General features: G+C 69.6%; 20 protein-coding genes and 1 pseudogene. 13 read left to right on the forward strand and 8 right to left on the reverse strand.

Going from position 1 to position 22,222, the window contains the following annotated elements; translation table 11 throughout:
- Nucleotides 1–42: 42 nt before the first annotated feature.
- From qcrB to ctaE, 4 genes are read right to left on the reverse strand one after another with little or no spacing between them, the layout of a single operon-like run.
- The gene (gene qcrB, locus AC5Y4S_RS19820; RefSeq protein ID WP_500034353.1) at nt 43–1,701 is read right to left on the reverse strand and encodes a cytochrome bc1 complex cytochrome b subunit; all 1,659 of its coding nucleotides are present in this window, start codon (nt 1,699–1,701) and stop codon (nt 43–45) included.
- On the reverse strand, nt 1,698–2,879 hold the full coding sequence (gene qcrA, locus AC5Y4S_RS19825; protein WP_500034354.1) for a cytochrome bc1 complex Rieske iron-sulfur subunit: 1,182 nt from the start codon (nt 2,877–2,879) through the stop codon (nt 1,698–1,700). The genes qcrB and qcrA overlap by 4 nt, the downstream gene beginning before the upstream one ends.
- Entirely contained in the window at nt 2,876–3,742 is an 867-nt protein-coding gene (qcrC, locus tag AC5Y4S_RS19830; RefSeq protein ID WP_500034355.1) for a cytochrome bc1 complex diheme cytochrome c subunit, read from the reverse strand. Before qcrC ends, qcrA begins: the two co-directional genes overlap by 4 nt.
- Nucleotides 3,743–3,777: 35 nt before the next feature.
- On the reverse strand, nt 3,778–4,389 hold the full coding sequence (gene ctaE, locus AC5Y4S_RS19835; RefSeq protein ID WP_066913412.1) for an aa3-type cytochrome oxidase subunit III: 612 nt from the start codon (nt 4,387–4,389) through the stop codon (nt 3,778–3,780).
- Nucleotides 4,390–4,527: 138 nt separating this feature from the next.
- On the opposite strand from ctaE, the gene trpD reads away from it, so the two are divergent.
- Nucleotides 4,528–5,610, forward strand: a complete 1,083-nt coding sequence (trpD, locus tag AC5Y4S_RS19840) for an anthranilate phosphoribosyltransferase (RefSeq protein WP_500034356.1) — start codon at nt 4,528–4,530, stop codon at nt 5,608–5,610.
- On the opposite strand, the pseudogene AC5Y4S_RS19845 reads toward trpD, so the two are convergent.
- A pseudogene (locus AC5Y4S_RS19845) lies at nt 5,548–7,413 on the reverse strand (DEDD exonuclease domain-containing protein); the annotation flags it as partial. The gene trpD and the pseudogene AC5Y4S_RS19845 sit on opposite strands and share 63 nt — an antisense overlap.
- Before the next feature lie 120 nt (nt 7,414–7,533).
- On the opposite strand from AC5Y4S_RS19845, the gene AC5Y4S_RS19850 reads away from it, so the two are divergent.
- The 4 genes from AC5Y4S_RS19850 (at nt 7,534) to pimB (ending at nt 11,226) form a co-directional block, all read left to right on the forward strand.
- Entirely contained in the window at nt 7,534–7,773 is a 240-nt protein-coding gene (locus AC5Y4S_RS19850) for a hypothetical protein (protein WP_500034357.1), read from the forward strand.
- A 204-nt stretch (nt 7,774–7,977) separates the two neighbouring features.
- Nucleotides 7,978–9,138, forward strand: a complete 1,161-nt coding sequence (gene ripC / locus AC5Y4S_RS19855; RefSeq protein WP_500034358.1) for a peptidoglycan hydrolase RipC — start codon at nt 7,978–7,980, stop codon at nt 9,136–9,138.
- A 43-nt stretch (nt 9,139–9,181) separates the two neighbouring features.
- A complete protein-coding gene (locus AC5Y4S_RS19860; RefSeq protein ID WP_500034627.1) occupies nt 9,182–10,015 on the forward strand; it encodes a hypothetical protein in 834 nt (277 codons plus the stop codon).
- A gap of 68 nt (nt 10,016–10,083) precedes the next feature.
- Nucleotides 10,084–11,226: a GDP-mannose-dependent alpha-(1-6)-phosphatidylinositol monomannoside mannosyltransferase gene (pimB, locus tag AC5Y4S_RS19865; protein WP_500034359.1), complete on the forward strand. Its 1,143-nt coding sequence runs from the start codon at nt 10,084–10,086 to the stop codon at nt 11,224–11,226.
- 88 nt (nt 11,227–11,314) lie between these two features.
- Here the strand turns inward: pimB and AC5Y4S_RS19870 are convergent, their stop codons facing one another.
- Complete coding sequence (locus AC5Y4S_RS19870) at nt 11,315–13,120, reverse strand: AMP-dependent synthetase/ligase (protein ID WP_500034360.1); 1,806 nt, start codon at nt 13,118–13,120, stop codon at nt 11,315–11,317.
- A 182-nt stretch (nt 13,121–13,302) separates the two neighbouring features.
- On the opposite strand from AC5Y4S_RS19870, the gene AC5Y4S_RS19875 reads away from it, so the two are divergent.
- The 5 genes from AC5Y4S_RS19875 to AC5Y4S_RS19895 all read left to right on the forward strand — a co-directional run bounded on the left by AC5Y4S_RS19875 (nt 13,303) and on the right by AC5Y4S_RS19895 (nt 16,687).
- Nucleotides 13,303–13,692, forward strand: coding sequence for a polyketide cyclase / dehydrase and lipid transport (locus AC5Y4S_RS19875; protein WP_142282060.1), 390 nt, complete (start codon nt 13,303–13,305; stop codon nt 13,690–13,692).
- 103 nt (nt 13,693–13,795) lie between these two features.
- Nucleotides 13,796–14,233, forward strand: a complete 438-nt coding sequence (locus tag AC5Y4S_RS19880) for an SRPBCC family protein (protein ID WP_068184891.1) — start codon at nt 13,796–13,798, stop codon at nt 14,231–14,233.
- On the forward strand, nt 14,226–15,485 hold the full coding sequence (locus AC5Y4S_RS19885) for an ArsA family ATPase (RefSeq protein ID WP_500034628.1): 1,260 nt from the start codon (nt 14,226–14,228) through the stop codon (nt 15,483–15,485). The genes AC5Y4S_RS19880 and AC5Y4S_RS19885 overlap by 8 nt, the downstream gene beginning before the upstream one ends.
- Entirely contained in the window at nt 15,482–15,871 is a 390-nt protein-coding gene (locus AC5Y4S_RS19890) for a hypothetical protein (protein ID WP_500034361.1), read from the forward strand. Before AC5Y4S_RS19885 ends, AC5Y4S_RS19890 begins: the two co-directional genes overlap by 4 nt.
- A gap of 87 nt (nt 15,872–15,958) precedes the next feature.
- Entirely contained in the window at nt 15,959–16,687 is a 729-nt protein-coding gene (locus AC5Y4S_RS19895; RefSeq protein ID WP_500034362.1) for a lysophospholipid acyltransferase family protein, read from the forward strand.
- On the opposite strand, the gene AC5Y4S_RS19900 is transcribed toward AC5Y4S_RS19895, so the two are convergent.
- The gene (locus tag AC5Y4S_RS19900) at nt 16,684–17,979 is read right to left on the reverse strand and encodes a glycosyltransferase 87 family protein (RefSeq protein ID WP_500034363.1); all 1,296 of its coding nucleotides are present in this window, start codon (nt 17,977–17,979) and stop codon (nt 16,684–16,686) included. The two genes, AC5Y4S_RS19895 and AC5Y4S_RS19900, sit on opposite strands and share 4 nt — an antisense overlap.
- 90 nt (nt 17,980–18,069) lie before the next feature.
- Between AC5Y4S_RS19900 and AC5Y4S_RS19905 the strand changes: the two genes are divergently transcribed.
- From AC5Y4S_RS19905 to AC5Y4S_RS19915, 3 genes are read left to right on the forward strand one after another with little or no spacing between them, the layout of a single operon-like run.
- Nucleotides 18,070–18,954, forward strand: a complete 885-nt coding sequence (locus AC5Y4S_RS19905) for a hypothetical protein (protein WP_500034364.1) — start codon at nt 18,070–18,072, stop codon at nt 18,952–18,954.
- A gap of 32 nt (nt 18,955–18,986) precedes the next feature.
- A complete protein-coding gene (locus AC5Y4S_RS19910) occupies nt 18,987–19,490 on the forward strand; it encodes a polyadenylate-specific 3'-exoribonuclease AS (RefSeq protein WP_068184908.1) in 504 nt (167 codons plus the stop codon).
- A gap of 34 nt (nt 19,491–19,524) precedes the next feature.
- A complete protein-coding gene (locus AC5Y4S_RS19915; RefSeq protein ID WP_068184911.1) occupies nt 19,525–20,913 on the forward strand; it encodes a class II 3-deoxy-7-phosphoheptulonate synthase in 1,389 nt (462 codons plus the stop codon).
- An 82-nt stretch (nt 20,914–20,995) separates the two neighbouring features.
- Here AC5Y4S_RS19915 and AC5Y4S_RS19920 read toward each other — a convergent pair whose 3' ends face one another.
- Nucleotides 20,996–22,195 carry a protein kinase domain-containing protein gene (locus AC5Y4S_RS19920; protein WP_500034365.1) on the reverse strand — a complete coding sequence of 400 codons (1,200 nt, stop codon included), beginning with the start codon at nt 22,193–22,195 and terminating at the stop codon, nt 20,996–20,998.
- Between the last annotated feature and the right edge of the window lie 27 nt (nt 22,196–22,222).

Below are 22,222 nucleotides of genomic sequence, written 5' to 3' on the forward strand. Positions count from 1 at the left end.
GGTTTTCGGCGTGTCGGGTGCGTGGTGTAAGTGTCGCGAACGCTAGTGCTCGCCGTTGGTGGAGCCGTTGGAGCCGTTGATGCTCTCCTGGTATTCGCGCAGCGCGGTGAGGGAGCGTTGCTCGCCGGAGTGCGCCGCCTCGCGCAGCGCGGCGTCCTCGGACGCCGGATCGGCGAACAAGAAGCTGCCGCTGCCCGGTGTGCCGGCGGAGCCCAGCTTGTTCATCCGCTTGGGCAGCGCCGCGCCCTCGTACTCCAGCGGGATCGGGTGGCCGTGGTCATCGACCGGTCCGAGCGGCTGATGCAGCTCGATGTAGGCACCGTGCGGCAGCCGCTTGATGATGCCCGTCTCGATGCCGTGCGCGAGCACGTCGCGGTCACTGCGCTGCAGACCGATGCACCACCGGTAGGTGATGAAGTAGACGAACGGCGGCAGGATCACCATGCCGATGCGCCCGATCCACGTCGTCGCATTCAGCGAGATGTGGAACTTGAACGCGATGATGTCGTTCATCGCGGCCAGGGTCAGCGCCATGTAGAAGGAGATCGCCATGGCTCCGATCGAGGTCCGCACCGGAACGTCACGCGGCCGCTGCAGCAAATTGTGGTGCGCGTAGTCGCCGGAGAACCGCTTCTCCAGGAACGGGTAGATGATCAGCAGGATGAACACCGCGCCCATGATCAGCGCGACCCAGACCGGGGCGGGGATGGTGTGGTGCCAGAAGTAGAACTCCCAGGGCGGCCAGATGCGGGCCAGGCCCTCCGTCCACATCATGTAGAAGTCGGGCTGGGAGCCCGCGGAAACCTGAGATGGCTTGTAGGGACCCAGGTTCCAGATCGGGTTGATCTGTAGCAGGCCACCCATCAGGCCCAGCACGCCGACGATGGCCGCGAAGAACGCGCCGGACTTCACCGCGAAGATCGGCATCACCCGCACGCCGACGACGTTGTGTTCGGTGCGGCCGGGGCCGGGGAACTGGGTGTGCTTCTGGAACCACACCAGCGCCAGGTGAAGACCGATCAGGGCCAGGATGATCCCCGGCAGCAGCAAAATGTGCAGCGCGTAGAGCCGGGGGATCAGGATGGTGCCGGGGAAGTCGCCGCCGAACAACGCCCAGTGCAACCAGGTCCCGATCACCGGCATGCCCAGCGTGATCGACGACAGCGCGGCGCGCAGGCCGATGCCCGACAGCAGGTCGTCGGGCAGCGAGTAGCCGAAGTAGCCCTCGAACATCGACAGGATCAGCAACAGGGAGCCGATCACCCAGTTGGCCTCGCGGGGACGGCGGAACGCTCCGGTGAAGAAGATGCGCGCGAGGTGCACCATGATCGCCCCGGAGAACATCAGGGCGGCCCAGTGGTGGATCTGGCGCACGAACAGGCCGCCGCGGACCTCGAACGAGATGTTCAGCGCCGATTCGTAGGCGCGCGACATCTCGACGCCGCGCAGCGGCTGGTAGATGCCGTTGTAGGTGACGTCGACCATGGACGGGTCGAAGAACAGCGTCAGGTACACGCCGGTGATCAGCAGGACGACGAAGCTGTACAACGCGATCTCGCCCAACAGGAACGACCAGTGGGTGGGGAAGACCTTGTTGAGCTGCCTACGCACCGCCGCCGACGGGTGATAGCGCGTGTCGATGTCCTCGCCTTGGCGGGCCAGGACGTCGCCGATCTTCGGGGGACTCAGTTTGGGACTCATGTTGTCGTCCTCTCCCAGAATGCCGGACCGACGGGCTCGATGAAGTCACCGTTGGCGACCAGATACCCGTTGGAGTCAATGGTGATCGGCAGTTGCGCCAACGCACGCGCGGCGGGGCCGAATATCGGCTTGGCGAAATGCAGTGCGTCGAACTGCGACTGGTGACACGGGCACAGGATTCGGTAGGACTGCTCCTCGTACAGCGACGCGGGGCAGCCCAGGTGCGAGCACACCTTGGTGTAGGCGAAGAATTCGCCCCAGTTGAAGCTTTCCTGACCCTGACGCTTGACCATCCGTGGCATGTCGGTCGGTCGAATGCGGATGAGCATCACCGGGTTTCGGACGCCCATCTGGATCGCGGTCAGCTTCTCGTGCGACTCGGGGGTGGTGCCGTCGCCGTCGGACTCGCGCCACGGGAAGACGGTCTCCATGCCGCCGGCGTCCATGTCCTCGGGGCGCATCTTGACGAACGGCGCTCCCGAATGCGACCCGGTGGCCCGCGCCAGGAAGATGGTCTCGCCGTGATAGCGCGGGGTCCAGCCCGACGTCCACAGCGCGGCCTTCATGCCGTCGGCGGTGGGCACGACGGGCTTCCACGGGTTCTTGATCAGGCCGCCGGCAAACGCGACCAAGGTGCCCAGGCCGAACGCGCCCAGACCCATGCCCAGCGACAGCCCGACGAGCTTGCGCCGCCCGATCGTCGAACCCTGGTAGGCGTCGCCCAGGTTCGCCACGACCGTCTTGCGGTCGATCTCGCGCGAGGCGCCGTCGTGGCGCTCCTGAATCGAGATCTCTTCCGGGATAAACCTTTTCTGGTAGAGCACGGCGCCGATCGCGATGCAGAGGATCGACATCCCGAAGGTGAAGCCGTACAGCGGGGTGGCCAGGTCGTAGAGGAAGCTGCCCGAGGCCTCCTTGGGCCGGTATTCCCACGGCCAGAACAGGAAGACCACCAGCAGCGCCAGCCCGAACCCGCCGCCCAGCAAAAGCCAACGCGCCACCGATCGCTCGGCACGCTTCTCGGCCTTGGTGCCCTCGAGGGGCCAGCGCGGCTCCTTGAAGACGGTCTCGACCCCGTCGAGCCTGCCGCCTAGCGTCACGAGTTCCTGCTGCGACATCGCGGCCAGCGCCGCCTCGTCGGGCTCCCGGCCCACCGGGTCCTTATCGGTGTCGCTCATGATGCTCGCGCCCCAATCCACAGTGCCAACCCGATGGCTGCCACCATCCCGATGATCCAGAAGGCCATGCCCTCGGGTGCGGGTCCGAATCCGCCGAGGCCATAGCCGCCCGGCTGCCGTTCTTCGCTGACCGCTTTGACGTAGCCGATGATGTCCTTCTTGGCGTCGAAGGACAGCTGGCGGTCGGAGAACTTCGGCATGTTCTGCGGGCCGGTCAGCATCGCGGTCAGGATCTGCTGCTCGTTGGCCGGACCCAGGTCGGGCGCGTACTTACCGGACGACAGCGCGCCGCCCTTGCCGGTGAAGTTGTGGCACGACGAGCAGTTCAGCCGGAACAGGTCGCCGCCGCGCCCCAGGTCTTCGCCGCGCAGCGAGTGCATCGCGAGGCTGCCGTCGGGGTTGCGCACGACGGTGGGTCCACCGCCGTTGGCCTGCACGTACGCACCGATCGCGTCGATCTGAGCCTCGTCGAAGATCGGTTCCTTGCGCGGTGCCTGCGCCTCGCCGCGCATCGCGGGCATCCGGCCGGTGGACACCTGGAAGTAGACGGCCGCCTCGCCGACGCCGACCAGGCTCGGCCCGTGGTCGACCACGCCCTGCAGGTTGGCGCCGTGGCAGGACACGCAGGACGTCTCGAACAGCTGCTTGCCGGTGCGCAGCAGCGCCGACGACGACTCGTCGGCGACGGCCACCTGCGGGGTAGGGGTCAGCACGGCCGCCAGGCCACCGGCGATGGTCAGCGCGATCAGCAGCAGCAAGCCCCCCGACAGCCGGCGCCGCAGGCGCCGTCGCGAGCGATCACGCTGCCCTTTTCGCGGCTGACCGCGCCGCGCACCGTTTCGGGTAGACCCCAGTTTCTTCAACCGAGCACTCCTGTCCGTCTAGGTCTAGCGCCGGCTCATCGGATGAAATAGATCACGGTGAACAGCGCGATCCACACGATGTCGACGAAATGCCAGTAGTAGGAGACGACGATGCTGGCCGTCGCCTGCGCGGGCGTGAACTTGCTCATCGCGGTGCGGGCCAGCAGGAAAATAAAGGCGATCAAGCCGCCCGTCACGTGCAGGCCGTGGAAGCCGGTGGCCAGGTAGAAGACGGTGCCGTAGGCGCTGCCGGGGATGGTCGTCCCGTGCGACATCAGGTGGTAGTACTCGTAGCCCTGGCCGAGGACGAAGAACAGGCCCATCAGGAACGTGATCACATACCAGCGGCGCAGGCCGAACACGTCACCGCGTTCGGCCGCGAACACGCCCATCTGACACGTGAACGACGACGCGATCAGCACGAGAGTCACCGGCACGGCCTGGTAGAGATTCAACTCGGTGGGCGGCGGCGGCCACTTCCCGCCGGCCTGTGCCCGCGCCGTGAAGTACATCGCGAACAGGCCAGCAAAGAACATGAGTTCGCTGGAAAGCCAAACTATGGTGCCGACGGCCACCATGTTGGGCCGATTCAGCGAATGCACTCGCGACGTGATCGCAGTACCCGAGGTCCCCACAGCGCTGGTCACATCCGCAAGTATGACGCTTTGTAGTTGTCGAACTCTACCCGGGTCGGAAATTTCGCGAATCGGCGTTTCCGGCACCCTGAGCGGCCCCCCGTCCGGCAACGGTTGGGGGCGCGGTGATCCTCGTGGGACCATCGGCGCGTGCCCGCGTCACCCGAACCCGCTGAGACCCCCGGTGAGCCGCCGTCGTGGTCCCGGGTCCTCGGCCGCCTGACGGGCGGGCAGGACCTGGCGCGGGGCCAGGCCGGCTGGGCGATGGACCAGGTCATGTCCGGCGACGCGAGCCCCGCCCAGATCGCCGCCTTCGCGGTGGCGATGACGATGAAGGTACCCACCGCCGCCGAGGTGAGCGAGCTGGCCGACGTCATGCTCAGCCACGCCCGCGCGATGCCCGCCGCGGGAATTCCCGACGACGCGGTCGACATCGTGGGCACCGGGGGCGACGGCGTCAACACGGTCAACCTGTCCACGATGGCGTCGATCGTGGTGGCCGCCGCCGGGGTGCCGGTGGTCAAGCACGGCAACCGGGCGGCGTCGTCGCTGTCCGGGGGCGCCGACACGCTGGAGGCGCTCGGGGTGCGCATCGACGCGGAACCCGACGAGGTCGCGCGCAGCGTCGCCGAAGTCGGGATCGGGTTCTGCTTCGCGCCTTTGTTTCACCCGTCCTACCGGCACACCTCCGTCGTCCGCCGCGAGATCGGGGTGCCGACGGTGTTCAATCTCCTTGGGCCCCTTACCAATCCGGCCAGACCGCGGGCGGGTTTGATCGGCTGCGCGTTCGCCGATCTCGCCGAGGTGATGGCCGGGGTGTTCGCGTCGCGCCGGTCCAGCGTGCTGGTGGTGCACGGCGACGACGGCCTCGACGAGCTGACCACCACCACCACGAGCACGATCTGGCGGGTGCAGGCGGGCACGGTGGACCGGCTGACGTTCGACCCGGCCGGCTTCGGGTTCGACCGCGCCGAGCTGCACGAGCTGGTCGGGGGCGACGCCCAGGCCAACGCCGCCGAGGCGCGTGCGGTGCTGGGCGGGGCCAAGGGCCCGGTCCGCGACGCCGTCGTGCTCAACGCCGCCGGGGCGATCGTCGCCCACGCCGGCCTATCCAGCCGCGCCGAATGGCTGCCGGCCTGGGAGGACGGGCTGCGGCGGGCCTGCACGGCCATCGACTCCGGGGCGGCCGAAAAGCTGCTCGCGCGATGGGTGCGGTTCGGCCAGCAGCCCTGACTCGACCTGCGCCAGATCCTGTTGGGAGGCCAGCCGCGCCGAGCGGGCCAGCGCGGCCCACGCCGACCAGGCGCCGGCCGCCCGCACCGGCGAGGCCCATCCGTCGTCGGTGGCGCCCGAAACCCGCACGATGCGCACGCCGGGCGCGGCCAGCCAGCGCGCGATGAGGGCCGTCTCCTCCACCAGCGCGCCCCCGAGGGGGGCCGCCGCGCGCAGGATCGCCTGTGCGCCAGCGTGAATCGCGTCGATCACCGGCATCGGCGGCACCCCGCGCCTGGCCGTGCCGGCCGCCGCGAGCTGCCCGTAGCGAACGACGGCCAGGTGGTAGCCGCCCTGGCCGTCGGGCGCGGCGGCGATCAGCTCGGGCAGCGCGGCCAGCGCCCGCAGCCGCTGGCCGCGCCACAGCACCTCGATGGCGGCCGCGACGCGGTCGCGCAGCCGCGCCGCGCTCTCGAAGTGTCGTTGCTCGGCAAGCGCCGTGACCTGGTGTACGGCGGCGGCGAGGGGGCCGTCGTCGAGCCCGTCGATCAACGCCGCGACCCGCGCCACCGCCGCGGCGTACTGGGTGGCCGTGGCGCCGCGCTGCGCCGGACACGGCGACACCTCGACCTCCGGACAGGCCGGCCCGTGCAGCGCCGAGCGGCCCAGCCGCGAGGTGCAGGTCCGGGCGCCGGTGAACCGCGCCAACACGGCCGCCGTTTCGGCGGCGTCGGCGCGGGACCGAAACGGCCCGACGGCGCGGTCGTGGCGCGGCGCCCGCACCGCCGCCAGCCGCGGAAACGCCTCGTCGGTGAGGGCCAGCCACCACCACCGCTGCGGGAACCGGGACCGCCGGTTGTAGGGCGGGGCGTGGGCGGCCAGCATCCGCAGCTCTCGCACGCCGGCCTCCAGCGCGTGCGCGCACTCGATGTGGTCGACGGCGCCGGCCAGCGTGACCATCTCCTTCATCCGGCCGCGGGGATCGGCGCCGGTGAAGTACTGGCCCACCCGTCGCCGCAGGTCGACGGCGGTCCCGACGTAGAGCACCTCGCCCGCCGGTCCGCGGAACAGGTAGACCCCGGGCCGGTGTGGCAGCCCTTCGGCCAGCACTTTTTTGCGGCGCTGGGCCGGCGTCACGTCGGGCAGGTAGGAGCGCAGGTCGGCGTAGGTGTGCACGCCCTGGTTGCCGACTCGCTCGATGAGCGCGTGCAACACCTCGACGGTGGCGCGGGCGTCGTCGAGCGCGCGGTGCGTCGGCTGCGCGGCCACGGCGAACAGCCGCGCCAGCGCGGCCAGCCGCACGCTGGGGGCTTCCTCGCGGCTGAGCACCCGGCGGGCCAGGCGGACCGTGCACAGCACCGGCGGCCGGGGCCAGGCGATGTCGCATCGCCGGGCGGCGGCCCGCAGGAATCCGACGTCGAACCCGGCGTTGTGCGCGACCAGCACCGCGCCCCCGGCGAACTCGAGAAACATCGGCAGCACGGCGTCGATGGTCGGGGCGTCGCACACCATCGCCGTCGTGATGCCGGTGAGCTGGACGATCTGGGGCGGGATGCTGCGCTGCGGGTCGACGAGGGTGGCGAACTCGCCCAGCACGACGCCGCCGCGGACCTTGACCGCCCCGATCTCGGTGATGGCGTCGCAGGGCGCGCCGTCGGCGCTTTTCGTGCGCCCGCCGGTGGTCTCCAGGTCCACCACGACGAAAGTCGTTTCGCGCAAAGGGAGTTCGTCGACGGGGGAGGCGGCTGGGTCCCAGCGCGGGCCCAAGTCGGCGAAACTCAGCTGAGTCGCACCGCTCGCACCCATGGCGGTGACGTTAGGCATGTCCACCGACAGCGGTGGGGTTCCCACGCCGGGAGGGACGCGGCGGGCAATACATGTCGGTGGCCGTCGTTAGCGTGCGGGTATGAGCTTCACGAGGCCAGACCGAGAGGACGGCACCTGATGGCATACGGCAACGGCAAGGCGCACCCCGACGGGGGTGCGCCGGTGGTGATCGATTGTGACGACTGCGCGGTGCGCGGCCCGGGCTGCCGCGACTGCGTGGTCAGCGTCCTGCTCGGGGTGCCGGAGACGTTGTTGCAGGACGAGCGGGAGGCCCTCGAGGTGCTCGCGGAGGTCGGGCTGGCGCCGCGGTTGCGTCTGGTGCCGATTCATCGCGGCCGCGGGTCTGGTGTAGCTTAATTGCCTTGTGCGCCAAAACCGCTGGACCGTCTTAGGGGATTGCCATCATTCACAAAGTAAGGCCAGAAATCTTTCCGATTTCTTAACGATCCCGCTTGGACAAACGTCGATATCGTTTCGTAACCTGTTTGAGACCTAAACTCGTCCGACGGCGCACCGGCAGTGCCAGGCATAAGCCGTCCTAGGCCGTTTAAGGATGCAATTTTGAGCTTCGCTAGTAGGTACCCGCGTGCGCGTGTCATTACACGTACTGCCCTCGGGACGTTAGCGGGCTTGACCGTCTTCGCGGGGACTTTTGCCGCGAATTCCTCGGCGGATCCGGCCGAGGACGCGCTGGCGAAACTCAACCAGCTGTCGCGTCAGGCCGAGCAGACCACCGAGGCGATGCACACCGCACAGCTCGACCTCAACCAAAAGCTGGCGGCCCAGCAGGCGGCGGAGAAGAAGCACGCCGACGACCAGGCCGCGGTGGATTCGGCGAAGGCGCGCCTGGCCGCCTTCCAGGGAGCCGTCAACAAGCTCGCCGCCGCGCAATACATGGGCGGCCGCGTCGACGGCATGGAGGCGATGCTGACCGCGGGGTCGCCCCAGGGCCTGATCGACAAGCTGGCCGTGCAGCGGCTGATGGCTACCCAGATGCGCACACAGATGACGAACTACCGCATCGCCGGTGAGCAGGCCGCCAAGGCCGAGCAGGCATCCGCCAAGTCCGCCGCCGACGCGAAGAGCGCGGCCGAGCAGGCCGCCGCGGTACGGGCGAGCCTGCAGTCCAAGCAGAGCCAGCTGCAGGTGCAGATCGCCGTCGTCAAATCGCAGTACGTGTCCCTGACGCCGCAACAGCGCACCGCGCTCGCCGACCCCGGGCCCGTCCCGGCGGGTCTCCCGGCTCCGGGCGCGCCGGCGCCGGACGCGGCGCCACCCGGCGCGCCGCCGGGCGACGCCCCGCCCCTCAGCGCGATGATGCCCGGAATGCCCGGTCCCGGGGTGCCCGGAATGGCCCCCGGCGGTGTGGGCGGCGGTGACCGTGCGACCGTCGTGCAGGCCGCGCTGACCCAGGTCGGCTCGCCCTATGTGTGGGGCGGTGCCGCACCCGGCGGGTTCGACTGCTCCGGTTTGGTGATGTGGGCGTTCCAGCAGGCCGGCATCTCGCTGCCGCACTCCAGCCAGGCGCAGGCCCAGGGCGGTCAGCCGGTGGCGATGTCGGATCTGCAGCCCGGCGACGTGGTGACCTTCTATAACGACGCGTCACACAGCGGCCTTTACGTCGGTGACGGCATGGTGATCCATTCCTCCACCTACGGCCAGCCGGTGCGGGTGGTTCCGATGAATGCTGCAGGCCCAGTCCACGACGTCCGCCGCTACTGACCGTCCTGCCTGGCATCGGCGGCTGCCGATCCTGCTGGCTTGGGTGTTTGCCCTCGAGCTAATTGTGGCCGCGGCCGTGCCCTTCGACGAGGCCGCCGACAGCCAGGCAAGACACGCGCAACTGGTCACGCCCGCGCGCAGCCAGGCCGGTGCCGGGGCGAAATCGCTGGTGGTCGGCGACCGCACCGTTCGGCTGGTCGGACTGGGCGGCCCGGCCAGCGACCGGCTGCTGTCCCGGGTGGCGGCCAACATCGGCGCCTCGATCAAGGCGGTGGAGGCCTTCTGGGGTGTCGACTGGCCGCGCGAGATCTCCGTGCTCGCCGCCGGCTCCGACGAACAGTTTCGCGCCGCGGCCGGCGGTGGACCGCCGTCGCAGTGGGCCGACATCGCGGCCGTGACGGTCGCCGAGCGCGTCGACCCCGTCCACCGGGTGGTGCTCGGCCAACGGATCGTGTTCGCGCCGGGCGCTGCCAACATGAACGAGGGTGCGCTGCGAATTGTCTTGACGCACGAGCTTTTTCACTACGCCGCCCGCCCTTACACCACGTCGGATGCGCCCGAGTGGCTCACCGAGGGGGTGGCCGATTTCGTCGCCCGGCCGCAGACCCCGGTGCCCGCCGATGCGTTGCCGGTGCCGCTGACGCTGCCGACCGATGCCGACCTGGAGGCGCCGGGGCCGCAGCGCTCGCTGGCGTATGACCGCGCGTGGTGGTTCGCCCGGTTTGTGGCCGACACCTACGGGCCGCCCAAGTTGCGCGACCTGTACCTGGCCAGTTGCGGTGTGGGGCACACCGACGTGCCCACCGCCGTGCACGCGGTCCTCGACATCGACCCCGCCGGGCTGCTGGTGCACTGGCACCAGTGGGCGGCCCGCTAGTGCGGGATTGCCTGACTCCTCCTCAGACCGTGACACGGTCTGCATCGTCGCCAGGCTAGCCTACGCAGGTGAGCCGGGTCCTGCTGGTAACCAACGACTTTCCGCCCCGCCCGGGCGGCATCCAGTCCTACCTTGGCGAGTTCGTCGGGCGGCTGGCCGGCGCCGGCTCGCACTCCGTGCTGGTGTACGCGCCGCAATGGAAGGGCGCCGACGCTTTCGACGACGCCGCCGAGGCGGCCGGGTACCGGGTGGTGCGCCACCCGGGCACCCTCATGCTGCCGGGCCCGGCGGTGGACGGGCGGATGCGCCGGCTGATCGGGGAGCACGGGATCGACACCGTCTGGTTCGGTGCGGCCGCGCCGCTGGCGCTGCTGGCGCCGCGCGCCCGGCAGGCGGGGGCGACCCGGGTGCTGGCCAGCACGCACGGCCACGAGGTCGGCTGGTCGATGCTTCCGGTCGCGCGGTCGGTCCTGCGTCGCATCGGCGACGGCACCGACGTCGTCACGTTCGTGAGCCGCTACACCCGGTCGCGCTTCGCGTCGGCGTTCGGCCCCGAGGCGAGGCTGGAATACCTGCCGCCCGGCGTGGACATCGACCGGTTTCGGCCCGATCCGGCCGCCCGGGCCGAGCTGCGTGCGCGCTACGGGCTCGGCGAGCGGCCGACCGTGCTGTGCCTGTCGCGGCTGGTGCCGCGCAAGGGTCAGGACGCCCTGATCAAGGCGCTGCCCTCGATCCGGCGGCGGGTGGACGGGGCGGCGCTGGTCATCGTCGGCGGCGGACCGTACTTGGACGCGCTGCGCAAGCTGGCCACCGACTGCGGCGTGGCCGAGCACGTGACGTTCACCGGTGGTGTGCCGGCCGCCGAACTGCCGGCCCACCACGCGCTGGCCGACGTCTTCGCGATGCCGTGCCGCACGCGCGGCGCCGGCATGGACGTCGAGGGCCTGGGCATCGTCTTCCTGGAGGCCTCCGCGACGGGCGTGCCGGTGATCGCCGGCCGCTCGGGCGGGGCCCCGGAAACCGTGCGGCACAACAAGACTGGGCTGGTGGTCGACGGCCGCTCGGTGGATGAGGTCGCCGAGGCCGTCGGGGAGTTGCTGGCCGATCCGGAGCGGGCCGCCGCGATGGGCGCGGCCGGCCGCGAGTGGGTGACGTCCCAGTGGCGCTGGGACACGCTGGCGACGCGGCTGGGCGACCTGCTGCGCGGCTAACAGCAGTGTTCGCCGGGCCCGGCCCGGCCACCAGACGTAAAAGCCCCCATTTCCGCGCCGAAATGGGGGCTTTTACGTCTGCTGGCGGTTAATCCTTCTCGTAGATCGATTCGATGTCGGAGGCGAACTTCTCGGCCACCACGTTGCGCTTGACCTTCATCGTCGGCGTCAGCTCGCCGGTATCCTCGGTGAAGTCCACCGGCAGGATGCGGAACTTGCGGATCGACTCCGCGTGCGACACCGCCAGGTTGGCATTCTTGACGGCCGCGTCGATCTCGGCGAACAGGTCGGGGTCGGTGGCCAGATCGCCCACCGACGCGTCGGCTGGCTTTTGGTTGCGTTCCTTCCAGGGGCCGAACGCCTCGGGGTCGATGGTGATCAGCGCGCCGATGAACGGCTTGGCGTCGCCCACTACCATGGCCTGGCTGATGAGCGGGTGCGCCCGCAGCTGGTCCTCGAGCACCGCGGGAGCGACGTTCTTGCCGCCGGCGGTCACGATGATCTCCTTCTTGCGGCCGGTGATCTTCAGGAAGCCGTCCTCGTCCAGTGCGCCCAGGTCGCCGGTCTTGAACCAGCCGTCGGTGAACGCGTCACGGGTGGCTTGCTCGTTGTGCCAGTAGCCGCTGAACACCACGCCGCCGCGCACCAGCAGCTCGCCGTCCTCGGCGATGCGCATGCTGTTGCCGGGCAACAACGTTCCGACGGTCCCGATCTTGACGTTGCCGACCTGGTTGACCGTGATGGCCGAGCTGGTCTCGGTCAGGCCGTAGCCCTCGTGGATGGTCAGGCCCACCCCGCGGTAGAAGTGGCCCAGCCGCGCGCCCAGCGGAGCGCCACCCGACACGGAGGCGTGGCAGTCGCCGCCCAGCGCCGCGCGCAGCTTGTGGTAGACCAGCCGGTCGAAGAGCGCGTGCCGGGCCCGCAGCAGCAGGCCCGGTCGCCCGCCGTCGGCGTGGGCCTGGCTCCAGTCGACCGCGGTTTGCACGGCCATCGCGAAGATCCGGCCGTTGCCGTCGTTGGCGGCGTTCTGCTCGGCGGTGTTGTACACCTTTTCGAACACCCGCGGCACCGACACCACCACCGTCGGCTTGAACACCGCGAACATCGGCAGCAGGTTCTTGATGTCGCTGGTGAAACCGACCGTCACCTTGTTGGCGAACGCGGACAGGGTCAGCGACCGGGCCAGCACGTGGGCCAGCGGCAGGAACACCAGCAGCCGCTGACCCTCGTTCAGCAGGGTCGGCAGGCATTCCTTGGCGCCCCGGCTCTCGTAGAGCAGGTTGGAATGGGTGAGCTGGCAGCCCTTGGGCCGCCCGGTGGTGCCCGAGGTGTAGATCAGGGTCGCCGGGTCGTCGGCGCGCAGGGCGTCGAGTCGGGCGGTCAGTTCGGCCGGCTCGACGTCGGCGCCGGCCTCGACAAGCTGCTCGAGCGCCTTGGGGCCCGAACCGTCGATGTGCAGCACCCGGCGCAGCTCGGGCAGCTCGGCGGTGAGCTCGGTGACCATGGCGGCGTGGGCGTCGGTCTCGGCGAAGGCCACCACCGCTCCCGAGTCCTGCAGCACCCAGCGCACCTGCTCGGCCGACGACGTCTCGTAGATCGGCACGGTGACCGCACCCACCGCCAGGATCGCGAGGTCCAGGATCGCCCACTCGTAGCGGGTGGCAGAAAAGATGGACACCCGGTCGCCGGCCTGCACCCCGAGGGAGATCAGCCCCAGCGCGGCGGCACGCACCTCCTTGGCCGCCTCGGCGCAGGTGACGTCGGTCCAGACCCCGTCGATCTGCCGTTGGAAGATGACGAAGCTGGGGTCGTCGCGCTCGTGCTCGAAGACCATGGCCGCGACGTTTTCGTGCTCGCCGACGGTAAAGCGGGCGGGGACGCTGTACTCACGCACTCTGGTGACCTCGATTGGCTCGTGAAGTTGCCCGCCCCGTTGCGGGGCCGGCTTGCTGTTGCCCAGCCTAATCCGCGAATTTGCGCAGCATGGCTGAGGTCGGCCGGGCCGCCGCGAAGCTTTCGGCGTACCGCCGGGTGCCTAGACGCGGGCGATCCGGATCGGTGTGTGAAGCTATGGCGGTGAACAGCATTCAGATCGCCGACCAGACGTTCGTCGCCGCCGACGGCGCGCGGGTGGGCGCCGTGGTCGCCGACCCGTCGTCGTGGCGCCGGTGGTGGCCGGACCTGCGGCTGCAGGTCGTCGAGGACCGCGCCGAGAAGGGGATCCGGTGGACGGTCACCGGCGCGCTGACCGGCACCATGGAGATCTGGCTGGAGCCGTCGCTGGACGGGGTGGTGCTGCATTACTTCCTGCACGCCGAACCGACCGGCGTGGCGGCCTGGCAGCTGGCAAAGTTGAACTTGGCGAAGATGACGCACCGCCGTCGGGTGGCGGGAAAGAAAATGGCGTTCGAGGTCAAAAGGACGGCGGAACGTTCGCGTCCGGTCGGCGTTTCTCCGGTAGCTTAACCGGATCAAGGTTGGGCGGTAGGAGTACCGTTTCGCCCCGAAGGCCGGGGTAGTCCTGTACGTACGGGGCTTACTCGCTTGCGGGAGAGAGGGCATCAGCCAGGTGGCGGAAAAGACGACGCAGACCATCCACATCGACGCCGATCCGGGCACGGTCCTGGAGGTGATCGCCGACATCGATTCCTACCCGGAGTGGATCTCGGAGTACAAGGAAGCCGAGGTGCAGGAGCGGGGCGCCGACGGCTACCCGAAGACGGTGCGATTCGTGATGGACGCCGGGGTCATCAAGGACACCATGGTCATGTCCTACAAGTGGCCCAAGGACCGCCAGTCGCTGAGCTGGACCCTGGTCTCCAGCTCCCTGCTACGCTCGCTCGAAGGCTCGTATCGCTTGGCGCCCAAGGGATCCGGTACGGACGTCACCTATGAACTCTCGGTCGACCTGGCCATCCCGATGATCGGACTGCTCAAGCGCAAGGCCGAGCGGCGCCTGACCGACACCGCGTTGAAGGATCTAAAGAAACGAGTCGAGGCTGAGTGAGTCCAGCGCCACCCCGGCCCGGATCAGCCTGTTCGTTGGGAAGGGCGGGGTAGGAAAGTCCACCCTGGCAGCTGCCACCGCGGTCGGCGACGCGGCCACGGGGCAGCGGGTGCTGGTGGTGTCGACCGATCAGGCGCACTCGCTCGGCGACGTGCTCGGTGTCCCGGTCCCGCCCAGCGGTGAGGGCGAGCTGGTGCGGGTGCTCGCCGATGACGCGGAGGCCGGCGGCGGCTTCCTCGACGCGCTGGCGCTGGACACCCTGGCACTGCTGGAGGCCCGGTGGCACGACGTGGTCAGCACGTTGGACGGCCGGTTTCCCGACTCCGAGTTGAGCACCATTGCGCCCGAAGAACTTTCGGCGTTGCCGGGCGTCCAGGAAGTGCTGGGCCTCTACGCGGTCGGGCAGCTGGCGGCCTCGGGGCGCTGGGATCGCATCGTCGTCGACTGCGCCTCGACCGCGGATGCGTTGCGCATGCTGACCCTGCCCGCCACCTTCGGGCTCTACGTGGAACGCGCGTGGCCACGCCATCGCCGGCTGTCCATCGCCGCTGACGACGCCCGCTCGGGTGCGATGGTGGAGCTGCTGGAGCGCATCAGCGCCAGGGTCGATCGCCTCAGCGAGTTGCTGACCGACGGGGATCTCGTCACCGCGCATCTGGTGCTCACTCCCGAGCGGGTGGTGGCCGCCGAGGCGGTGCGCACGCTGGGTTCGCTGGCATTGATGGGGGTGCGGGTCGAGGAGCTGATCGTCAATCAGGTCCTGACGGAGGACGAGTCCTACGAGTACCGCAACCTGCCCGAGCACCCGGCGTTCTATTGGTACGCCGAGCGCATCGCCGAACAACGCGTCGTGCTCGACGAACTCGACGCCACCATCGGCGACGTGGCGCTGGTGCTGACCCCGCACCTGCCCGGCGAGCCGATCGGCCCCAAGGCGCTGGGTGCGCTGCTCGACAGCGCCCGTCGACGCGGCGGGGCGCCGCCGCCGGGGCCGCTGCGGCCCGTCGTGGACCTCGAATCCGGGTCGGGGCTTGGGTCGATATACCGTATGCGGCTAACGTTGCCCCAACTTGATCCCGGAGGGCTTTCGTTGGGCCGAGTCGAGGACGACCTGATCATCAGCGCTGGAGGGTTGCGGCGCAGGGTCCGGTTGGCGTCGGTGCTGCGGCGCTGCACGGTGCTCGACGCGCACCTGCGGGGCGGTGAGCTGACTGTTCGCTTTCGACCGGATCCGGAGGTGTGGCCTAAGTGAGTGGGGCTCATTCCGAAATCGGTCCGGAGTTGCGCAGGCTCGCCCAGGCGATCCTGGACGGGATCGACCCGGCGGTGCGAACGGCGGCGGCGTTGACGGCGGGCGGCGGCGTCGGGACCGGCAAGTGCCAGCAGGTGTGGTGCCCGGTGTGCGCGCTGGCCGCGTTGGCGACCGGTGAGCAGCACCCGTTGCTCACCGTGATCGCCGACCACAGCATCGCCTTGCTGGAGGTGATCCGCGGGATCGTCAACGACGTCAACGACATCGACCGTTCGCCGACGCCGCCACCTGACGGGTCGCCCGGCGGCCCCGGCGCGGAGCCCCCCGACGGTGACGGCACCGTCAAGACCCGATACCAGCCCATCCCGGTCACCGTCGAGGAGTGACCCGCCCGCGGACAAGGTGGTCCCTTTCGCCGGGGATCGGTACAGTTGGCCAGAACACTGCGGGTGGCGGGAGCGAGAGGGAGGGCCATGTGGTACTGGCTATTCAAGTACGTTCTGCTGGGCCCGCCGCTGTCTCTGCTTGGCCGACCGAAAGTTGAAGGGCTGGAATACGTTCCGACTTCCGGACCGGCGATCCTGGCGAGTAACCATCTCGCCGTGATGGACAGCTTCTTCCTGCCGCTGGTGGTCCGGCGCCGGATCACCTTCCTGGCGAAGTCCGAATATTTCACCGGCACCGGCCTGAAGGGCTGGTTCAGCCGGTGGTTCTTCACCGCCGTCGGGCAGGTGCCGATCGACCGCACCGACGCCGACGCCGCGCAGGCCGCGCTCAACACCGCGGAGCAGGTGCTGAAGCAGGGCAAGCTGCTGGGCATGTACCCCGAGGGCACCCGCTCGCCCGACGGCCGGCTGTACAAGGGCAAGACCGGGCTGGCGCGCCTCGCGCTGCACACCGGTGTCCCGGTGATCCCGGTGGCGATGATCGGCACCAATGTGGTCAACCCGCCGGGCACCACGATGCTGCGCTTCGGGCGCGTCACGGTGCGGTTCGGCAAGCCGATGGACTTCTCCCGGTTCGAGGGAATGGCCGGCAACCGCTTCATCGAGCGGGCCGTCACCGACGAAGTGATCTACGAGCTGATGCGGCTCTCCGGGCAGGAGTACGTCGACATCTACGCGGCCAGCATCAAGGAGCGCAGCAACGGCGACGGATCGACCGGTGAGGCGGCGCGGATCCCCGAGACGGCCGTCGGCTAGCTCGCGGCCGATACCGGCGTCAGCGGGCGCGCGGCCGAATCCCGCGCTGTCGCCCGCGCGGTGACGGTCAACCCGGCCGCGACGATGACCGCCAGCGCCCACCACACGTAGGACGCCCCGACGAGTTGGCGCCACCAGTTGGCGGCGGTCTCGTGGTGCTTGGGCAGCAGGTCGATCGGCGTCCACCTCATCAGCGCCACCCCGACGGCGCTGAGCACGCCCAGCGCGACGTTGCGGCGCCGCCAGGCCAGCACCCCGGTCACCAGCACCGTCGGCAGCGCCCAGACCCAGTGGTGCGACCACGACACCGGGGAGACCACCAACCCGAACAGGGCGACGCAGATCACCGCCATGATGGGCTCGTCGGCCCGCAGCACCCGCCGCATCGCCCAGATCGTCGCCGCCAGCACCAGCAGGCACGCGGCGACCCACAGCGGGAATCGCTCGTGCTCGTCGAGCCCCAGCCGCGCCAGGGCGCCCGCGATGTTTTGGTCGGTGTTCAGCGCGGCCTCACCGATCCGGTCGGTGTGGTGGACGGTGCGGGTCCAGTACTCCCATGAATCGCTCCAGGCCAGCGCGAAGCCCAGCAGGGTCATCGCCACGAACGACGCCATGGCCGTCAGGGCCGCGCGGTTGTCGCGGCGCAGCAGGAAGTAGAGCAGGAAAACCGCCGGGGTGAGTTTCAGCGCGATGCCCAGGCCCAGCAGCACCCCGCGCGGCCACGGCGTGCGGCGCGGCACGCAGTCGGCGATCACCAACGTCATCAGCACGACGTTGATCTGGCCGAACGCGAAGTTGGAAACCACCGGCTCCAGCCAGGTGGCCGCCGCGGCCGTGATGAGCACCGCCAACCACAGCCTCCGCAGCCACGCCGGGCCGCCCAGCACGGCCGACGTGCTCCACACGTCCAGGCCGGTCAGCAGGATCGTGGTCGAGACGATCAGCAGCACCAGCGTCAACACCGTGATCGCCACGCTGGCCGCCGGCATGTGCAGCCAAGAGAACGGGCAGAACACGATGGCGGCCAGCGGCGGATAGGTGAACGGCAGGTTCAGCCCGATCGGTGTGTGGAACTTCACGTCGCCGCGGTAGAGGGGATGGTTGTCCAGCCAGGCCTGCCCGCCCATCTGATAGATGTCGATGTCGATGCGATACGGCGTGTGCCCGAACAGGTCCACGGCCACGTAAATCGTCGCTGCGGCCGCGGCCAGCCAGGCCAGGCACCACAGCAATACCCGCCCGGGGCCACGTTTCGTTACGAAGCCCGCGCCGGGCGCCCGCCATCTACTCATGTCGGAAAACAGCGTAATGGGTGCCGGCACCTCCGACGTGTCGCAGCGCGGCTCCCGCGTTGCCCGGAAATGCAGGCGTAGGTTTCTGGAGTGCTCCACTGGTTCGTGTTCGGGGTGGCCCACTGGTTCGCGCACGACATCATCGACCGCGGCCGGCTCCCGTTACTGTGCTGCCTGGTCGCGTTCATCCTGACCTTTTTCGTCACGCGGACGTGCGTGCGGGTGATCCGCCACCGCGCCCAAACCGGTCGTTCGGCGCGATGGTGGCAACCGCGCAACGTTCACATCGGGGAGGTGCATATCCACCACGTGGCGTTCGGCGTGGTGCTGGTGATGCTCTCGGGGTTGACGTTGGTGACCCTGTCCGTCAGCGGGCAGGAGCCCGAATTCACCTTGGCGGCAACCCTTTTCGGGATCGGCGCCGCGCTGGTCCTCGACGAGTACGCGTTGATCCTGCACTTGTCCGACGTCTACTGGGAAGAGGACGGCCGCACGTCGGTGGACGCGGTGTTCGCGGCGGTGGCGGTGGCCGGGCTGTTGATGATGGGCCTGCACCCGCTGATGTTCTTCCTTCCGTTCTGGCACGGCGCCGACGCGGTGGTGCTGCGCGCCGGGGTGGCCGGTGAGCTGGTGTTCACGTTGCCCCTGGCTGTGGTGGTGGTGCTGAAGGGCAAGGTGTGGACCGGTTTGCTGGGCATGTTCATCGTCGTGCTGCTGGTCATCGGCGCGATCCGGTTGTCGCGTCCGCACGCCCCGTGGGCCCGGTGGCGCTACACCACCCAGCCGGACAAGATGCGGCGTGCGCTGCAGCGGGAACGGCGGCTGCGCCGCCCGGTGGTGCGGGTCAAGCTGTGGGTGCAGTGCGCGATCGCCGGAACTCCGCGCCTGCCCGACGAGCGCCTGGTCGACGCAACGCTCGACCACGACGTGCACGCCGCACCGCCGCCGACGGGGCCCATCCTGATCAGCCGATAGTTGCCGCCGGGACTTGTCCTAGGCTTTCGCGGGTGCGGTACTTCTACGACACGGAATTCATCGAGGACGGCCGCACCATCGAACTGATCTCGATCGGGGTGGTCGCCGAGGACGGCCGCGAGTACTACGCCGTGTCCACCGAATTCGATCCCGAGCGCGCCGGCAGTTGGGTGCGCGCCAACGTGCTGCCCAAGCTGCCGCCCCCGTCGTCGCAGCTGTGGCGCTCGCGCAAGCAGATCCGCCAGGACCTGGAGGAGTTCTTCGGCGTGGGGGGGACCGAGCCGATCGAACTGTGGGCCTGGGTGGGCGCCTACGACCACGTGGCGTTGTGCCAGCTGTGGGGCGCGATGCCCGCGCTACCCCAGGCGATACCCCGCTTCACCAGGGAAGTGCGTCAGCTGTGGGAGGAGCGGGGATCCCCCCGGATGCCGCCGCGGCCGCGAGACGCCCACGACGCCCTGGTCGACGCCCGCGATCAGCTCCGCCGATTCCGGCTGATCACCTCCGGCGACGACGTTCGCCCTGATCAGTCGTGATCAGGCACTGTTCGGACCCGGTTACCATGGACCGATGAACTGGACCGTCGACATACCGATCGACCAGCTGCCGCCGCTGCCGCCGCTCTCGACCGAGCTGCGTACGCGGCTGGACGCCGCGCTGGCCAAGCCGGCCGCCCAGCAGCCCAGCTGGGACGCGGAACAGGCCGCCGCGATGCGCACGGTCCTCGAGAGCGTGCCGCCGGTGACGGTGCCGTCAGAGATCGTGCGGCTGCAGGACCAGCTGGCCCAGGTCGCCCGGGGCGAGGCCTTCCTGCTGCAGGGCGGCGACTGCGCCGAGACGTTCGTCGACAACACCGAACCCCACATCCGCGGCAACATCCGCACCCTGCTGCAGATGGCCGTCGTGCTGACCTACGGCGCCAGCATGCCGGTGGTCAAGGTGGCCCGCATCGCGGGCCAGTACGCCAAGCCGCGGTCGGCCGACATCGACGCGCTGGGCCTGAGGTCCTACCGCGGCGACATGATCAACGGCTTCGCCCCGGACGCCGCCGCGCGCGAGCACGACCCGTCGCGGCTGGTGCGCGCCTACGCCAACGCCAGCGCGGCGATGAACCTGGTGCGGGCGCTGACGTCGTCGGGGCTGGCGTCGCTGCACCTGGTGCACGACTGGAACCGCGAATTCGTGCGGACCTCGCCGGCCGGCGCGCGGTACGAGGCGCTGGCCAGCGAGATCGACCGGGGCCTGAAGTTCATGAGCGCCTGCGGGGTCGCCGACCGCAACCTGCAGACCGCCGAAATCTATGCCAGCCATGAGGCTTTGGTGCTCGACTACGAGCGGGCGATGCTGCGCCTGTCCGACGTCGAGGGCGGCGAGCCGCAGCTGTACGACCTGTCGGCGCACACCGTGTGGATCGGCGAACGAACCCGCCAACTCGACGGCGCGCACATCGCGTTCGCCGAGGTGATCGCCAACCCGATCGGCGTGAAGATCGGCCCGACGATGACCCCCGAGCTGGCCGTCGAATACGTGGAGCGCCTCGACCCGCACAACAAGCCGGGACGGCTGACGCTGGTGAGCAGGCTGGGCAACAACAAGGTGCGCGACCTGCTCCCGCCGATCGTCGAGAAGGTGCAGGCCGCCGGGCACCAGGTGATCTGGCAGTGCGACCCGATGCACGGCAACACGCACGAGTCGTCCAACGGCTACAAGACCCGCCATTTCGACCGCATCGTGGACGAGGTGCAGGGGTTCTTCGAGGTGCACCGCGCGCTGGGCACCCATCCCGGCGGCATCCACGTCGAGATCACCGGCGAGAACGTCACCGAGTGTTTGGGTGGGGCGCAAGACATTTCGGACACCGACCTGGTCGGGCGCTACGAGACCGCCTGTGACCCGCGGCTGAACACCCAGCAGTCGCTGGAGTTGGCGTTCCTCGTCGCCGAGATGCTGCGCGACTGAGTTCTTCTGGGCGCGAGCGCGCGTGTTTGTACGGCGACACGCCGTGGAAGGCGTACAAACACGGACGCTCGCGGGAAGAAAGCTAGAGCAGTCCGCTGAGATTGCTGCCGATCGTCCAGGCCACGGTGGCGACCAGCCCGGTGAACGCGATCACGACGGCCACCCACACCAGCACCATCCGCCGCGCGTGCTGGCGGGCCCAGACGAACTCGCTCATCGCGATGCCCGCGAATTCGCCTGCGACCGGCTGGTATTCGTTCTCCCGGTCGTCGGGTTGGCGGGGCAGCTGCCGGGTGGGATTGCGGACCGGTGCCGCGGCCGGCGGGCGTGATTGCGGGGCGGCGGACGGGCGCTGGCTCATCCGGCTGCGGTGCAGCGCGGCCGACCGGTGCTGGGCGGAGTTGCTTGGCGCGGGCACCCGGAAGTCCGGCAGCGCGAGTTCTTCGGCGATCGCCGCCAGGTCGGCGCCCATCTCGATGGCGTCGGCGTAGCGGTCGGCGGGGTCGCGCGCGGTCGCCCGTGCCACCAACTCGTCGAATTGCGCTGGCACGCCGTCGATTGCGGCGCTGGGCGGCCGCACGTCCGCGTCCAGGCGCCGGTAGGCGATCGACAACGCCGAGTCGCCGGTGAACGGCGTGTGCCCGGTCAGCAGCTCGTAGGTGAGGATCCCGGCGGAGTAGACGTCGCTGCGGGGGCCGGCGTTGCCGTCGCGCACCTGCTCGGGCGACAGGTAGGCGGCGGTGCCGAGAATGACGCTGGTGGAGGTGATTCCGGCGGCGGCGACGGCGCGGACCAGCCCGAAGTCGGCGATCTTGACATCGCCGTCGTCGGAGATCAGGACGTTCTCGGGCTTGACGTCACGATGCACCAGGCCGGCGCGGTGCGCGGCGGCCAGGCCGCCCAACACCGGGCGAAGCACCGCCGCCACGGCGTGCGGCGGCATCGGACCGCGCTCGGCCAGCAACTCGCGCAGCGTCCCGCCCTCGATGAGCTCCATCACCAAAAACGGATGCCGGGCGTCCATGCCCTGGTCATAGACCGCGACCAGCCCCGGATTTTTCAGGCGGGCGACCGTGCGCGCCTCGAGCTGGAAGCGGGTCAGGAACTGGTCGTCGCCCGCGTAGCGCGAGTCCATCACCTTGACCGCGACCGGGCGGTCCAGCCGGACGTCGAGGCCGCGGTACACCGTCGAGGTGCCGCCGCTGGCAATCCTGGACTCCACCAGGTAGCGGCCGTCCAGCAGCGTGCCCTCCAAGGGGTCGCGGATCCCGGCTTCGCTCACCGGGCCATCGTAGGTGCGGGTCGCGAA

This window comes from Mycobacterium sp. NGS64, from assembly GCF_059812245.1.